Genomic DNA, 3,515 nt, shown 5'->3' on the forward strand with positions numbered 1-3,515 from the left:
ACTGCTACTACGGCTACACCGCCACCGGCGGACCGGTCGGTGTCGGTGAAGCGGTCGGCCGATCCATGCGGCTGTCGTTGATCACGATCGTTGTGGTCGTCGTGCTCACCGCGATGGCGGTCTACGGCAAAACCCCGAACTTCAACCTCACCGTGTAGCCGCCGATGACAGCCCCGCCCCCGAACGCCAGAGAGAACCCGCAACGCATTCCGCCGTACAGGACGGCCGCGTTGGTGTTCTTGATGGTCTTCGCCGTGGTGCTGGGTGTCGTCTGGTTGCAGTTTCGCGGCCGGCTCACGCCGACGACTCGTTTGACGATGCTGGCTCCACGGGCCGGTTTGGTGATGGATCCGGGGTCGAAGGTCACCTACAACGGCGTGGAAATCGGCCGGGTGGCCAGCATTTCAGAGGTCGAACGTGACGGCACCCAGGTGGCCAAGTTCGACTTGAACGTGAATCCGAAGTACATCGAGCTGATCCCGGCCAACGTGGACGCCAATATCAAGGCGACCACGGTCTTCGGCAACAAGTACGTGTCGTTGACTTCGCCGAAAAAGCCTACGCCGCAACGTATCACACCGCAGCATGTAATTGATGCCCGGTCGGTGACAACGGAGTTCAATACTCTGTTCGAGACCCTGACCTCCATCACGGAGAAGCTGGATCCGGTCAAGGTCAACCTGACGCTGGCTGCCGCCGCGCAGGCTTTGACCGGCTTGGGCGACAAGTTCGGGCAGTCGATCGTCAACGCCAACGCCATCCTCGATGACATCAATCCGCAAATGCCGCAGATCCGGCACGACATTCAAGGGCTGGCGGCCCTGGGCGACGTCTACGCGAAAGCGGCACCCGACCTGTTCGACTCTCTCAACAACGCGGTCATCACAGCGCGCACGCTGCACCGGCACGAAGCCGACCTCGATGCCGCGCTGTTGGCCGCGGCCGGGTTGGGCAACACCGGCGAAGACATCTTCGCCCGCGGCGGGCCCTACTTTCAGCGCGGAGCCGCCGATCTGGTGCCGACCGCCCAGCTGCTCGACACCTACAGCCCCGAGATCTTCTGCACCATCCGGAACTATTACGACGAAGAACCGGCCGCGTATGCGACGACGGGCGGCGGCAACGGCTACGCGTTGAGAACCATGACCGAGCTGACATCAGGCCTGGGGGGCATCCTCACGCTCCCGGGGTTAGCCGGCACGGCGGCCACCATGGGGCTCCTCGGACTGGCCGGACTAGTCGGCGGGGCACCGAATCCCTTTGTGTATCCGGACAATCTGCCCCGGGTGAACGCCCGCGGCGGGCCCGGAGGTGCGCCGGGATGCTGGCAGGCCGTCACCCATGACCTGTGGCCGGCGCCAAGTCTGGTGGTGGACACCGGCGCCAGCCTCGCCCCCTACAACCACTTAGACACCGGCTCGCCGTACGCAATCGAGTACGTGTGGGGCCGCCAAGTCGGAGACAACACGATCAACCCATGAAAATCACCGGCTCCGCTATCAAGCTCGGCATCGTCTCACTGGTGCTGCTGCTGATCGCTGTGTCGATCGTCGTGGTCTTCGCTCAGATGCGCTTCAACAGCACCAACAGCTATCACGCGGAGTTCGGCAACGCCACCGGGCTGAAAAACGGCCAGTTCGTCCGCGCCGCGGGCGTGGAGATCGGCAAGGTCAAAGCGGTGCGGCTGATCGAGGGCGGCCAACGAGTCCTGGTGGATTTCGATGTGGACCGGTCGATCCCGCTCTACCAGTCGACGACCGCGCAGATCCGCTATCTCAACCTGTTTGCCGACCGCTACCTGGAGCTCAAGCGCGGCGAGGGTGAGGGCGCCGACCGGGTCCTGCCGCCGGGCGGCTTCATCCCGCTGTCTCGAACTTCACCGGCGCTAGATCTCGACGCCCTGCTCGGTGGTTTCAAGCCGCTGTTCCGGGCGCTCGACCCCGACAAGGTCAACACCATCGCGTCGGCGATCATCACCGTGTTCCAGGGCCAGGGCGGCACGATCAACGACATCCTCGACCAGACCGCACAGGCGACCGCGCACATCGCCGAACGCGACCAGGCCATCGGTGAGGTGATCAAGAACTTGAACACCGTGCTGGACACCACCGTTCGGCACCGCAAGGAATTCGACCAGACCATCGACAACTTCGAGCGATTGATCACCGGGCTGGAACACCACGCCGACCCGCTGGCCGCCGCCACCGCGTATATCAGCAACGCCGCCGGCACGGTGGCCGACCTGCTCGCGGACAACCGCGCTCTGCTGCACAAGGAGATCAACTACCTACAGGCCCTTCAGCAGCCACTGGTCGACCAGCGCGATCAGCTGGGAGACCTGATCCAAACGATGCCGACCGCGCTCAATCTGATCGGCCGCAGCACCGGCCTGTATGGGGACTGGGGCAATTACTACGTCTGCGACCTCACCATCAAGTGGAACGGCCTGCAGCCCGGCGGTCCGGTACGCACGGTTCGGATCTGGCAGCAACCGACCGGTAGGTGCACGCCGCAATGAGAATACTGACGGAATTCAACCGCGGCCGGGTCGGGCTGATGGGCATCACTGTGCTGGTGCTCGTCGTCGCCGTCGGCCAGAGCTTCACCAGTATCCCGATGATGTTCGCCAGCCCGAGTTACTACGGGCAGTTCACCGACACCGGTCAGCTCAATAAGGGCGACAAGGTGCGCATCTCCGGCGTGAACGTCGGCAAGGTGGAGGGGTTCGATATCGACGGCGACCATGTCGTGATCAAGTTCAACATCGGTGCGAACACCATCGGCAGCGAAAGCCGGCTCGCCATCAAGACCGACACCATCCTGGGTAAAAAGGTGCTCGAGATCGAGCCGCGGGGAACCCAGACGTTACGGCCCGGGGCCATGTTGCCACTGGGCCAAAGCACCACGCCCTACCAGCTTTACGACGCGAACTTCGACATCACCAAGGCCGCCACGGGCTGGGACATCGACACCGTCAAGGAGTCGCTGAATGTCGTGTCGCAGACCATCAATCAGACTTACCCGCATCTGAGCGCCACGCTCGACGGTTTGACCCAATTCTCCGACACCATCGGCAAGCGCGACGAGGAGGTCAAACACTTACTCGCTCAGGCCCACCAAGTGGCCGGTGTCCTCGGTGACCGCAGCGAACAAATCAACCGGTTGTTGGTCAACGCGAAGACGCTGCTGGCGGCGTTCAACGAACGCGCCCGCGCCGTCGGCGTCCTGCTGCAGAACATTTCCGCCTTCTCGGCCGAGGTGCAGGGGTTCATCAACGACAACCCGAACCTCAATCCCGTGCTGGAGCAGTTGCGTGCCATCAGCGACGTGTTGGTGGAACGCAAAGACGACCTGGCTCGAACCCTCACTTATGTAAGTCAATTCGCCGCATCGCTCGGGGAATCCGTGGCGTCGGGACCGTACTTCAAGATCGTCCTGGCCAACCTGCTGCCGTACTGGATTTTGCAGCCGTTCGTCGACGCCGCCTTCAAGAAGCGCGGCATCGACCCGGAGAA

Annotated in this window: 4 protein-coding genes; all 4 read left to right on the plus strand. The window is 63.0% G+C overall.

Annotation, left to right across the window (positions count from 1 at the left end; genetic code table 11):
- On the plus strand, positions 1-158 hold a 158-nt coding region (locus A5697_RS21800; protein WP_197501082.1), incomplete at its 5' end, for an ABC transporter permease.
- A gap of 6 nt (positions 159-164) precedes the next feature.
- The gene (locus tag A5697_RS21805; protein ID WP_067945231.1) at positions 165-1,481 is read left to right on the plus strand and encodes an MCE family protein; all 1,317 of its coding nucleotides are present in this window, start codon (positions 165-167) and stop codon (positions 1,479-1,481) included.
- Positions 1,478-2,518: a virulence factor Mce family protein gene (locus A5697_RS21810; RefSeq protein WP_068012014.1), complete on the plus strand. Its 1,041-nt coding sequence runs from the start codon at positions 1,478-1,480 to the stop codon at positions 2,516-2,518. Before A5697_RS21805 ends, A5697_RS21810 begins: the two co-directional genes overlap by 4 nt.
- Positions 2,515-3,515, plus strand: a 1,001-nt coding sequence (locus tag A5697_RS21815; RefSeq protein ID WP_156673404.1) for a virulence factor Mce family protein, incomplete at its 3' end; no start/stop codon positions are given. The genes A5697_RS21810 and A5697_RS21815, both read left to right, overlap by 4 nt.

Source organism: Mycobacterium sp. E3251, assembly GCF_001666835.1.
GTDB lineage: Bacteria > Actinomycetota > Actinomycetes > Mycobacteriales > Mycobacteriaceae > Mycobacterium.

What these genes read in the sequence shown, in the direction of transcription:
- A5697_RS21805 (WP_067945231.1), top strand. Translation starts at nt 165, where the DNA reads ATGACAGCCCCGCCCCCGAACGCCAGAGAGAACCCGCAACGCATTCCG.
- A5697_RS21810 (WP_068012014.1), top strand. Translation starts at nt 1,478, where the DNA reads ATGAAAATCACCGGCTCCGCTATCAAGCTCGGCATCGTCTCACTGGTG.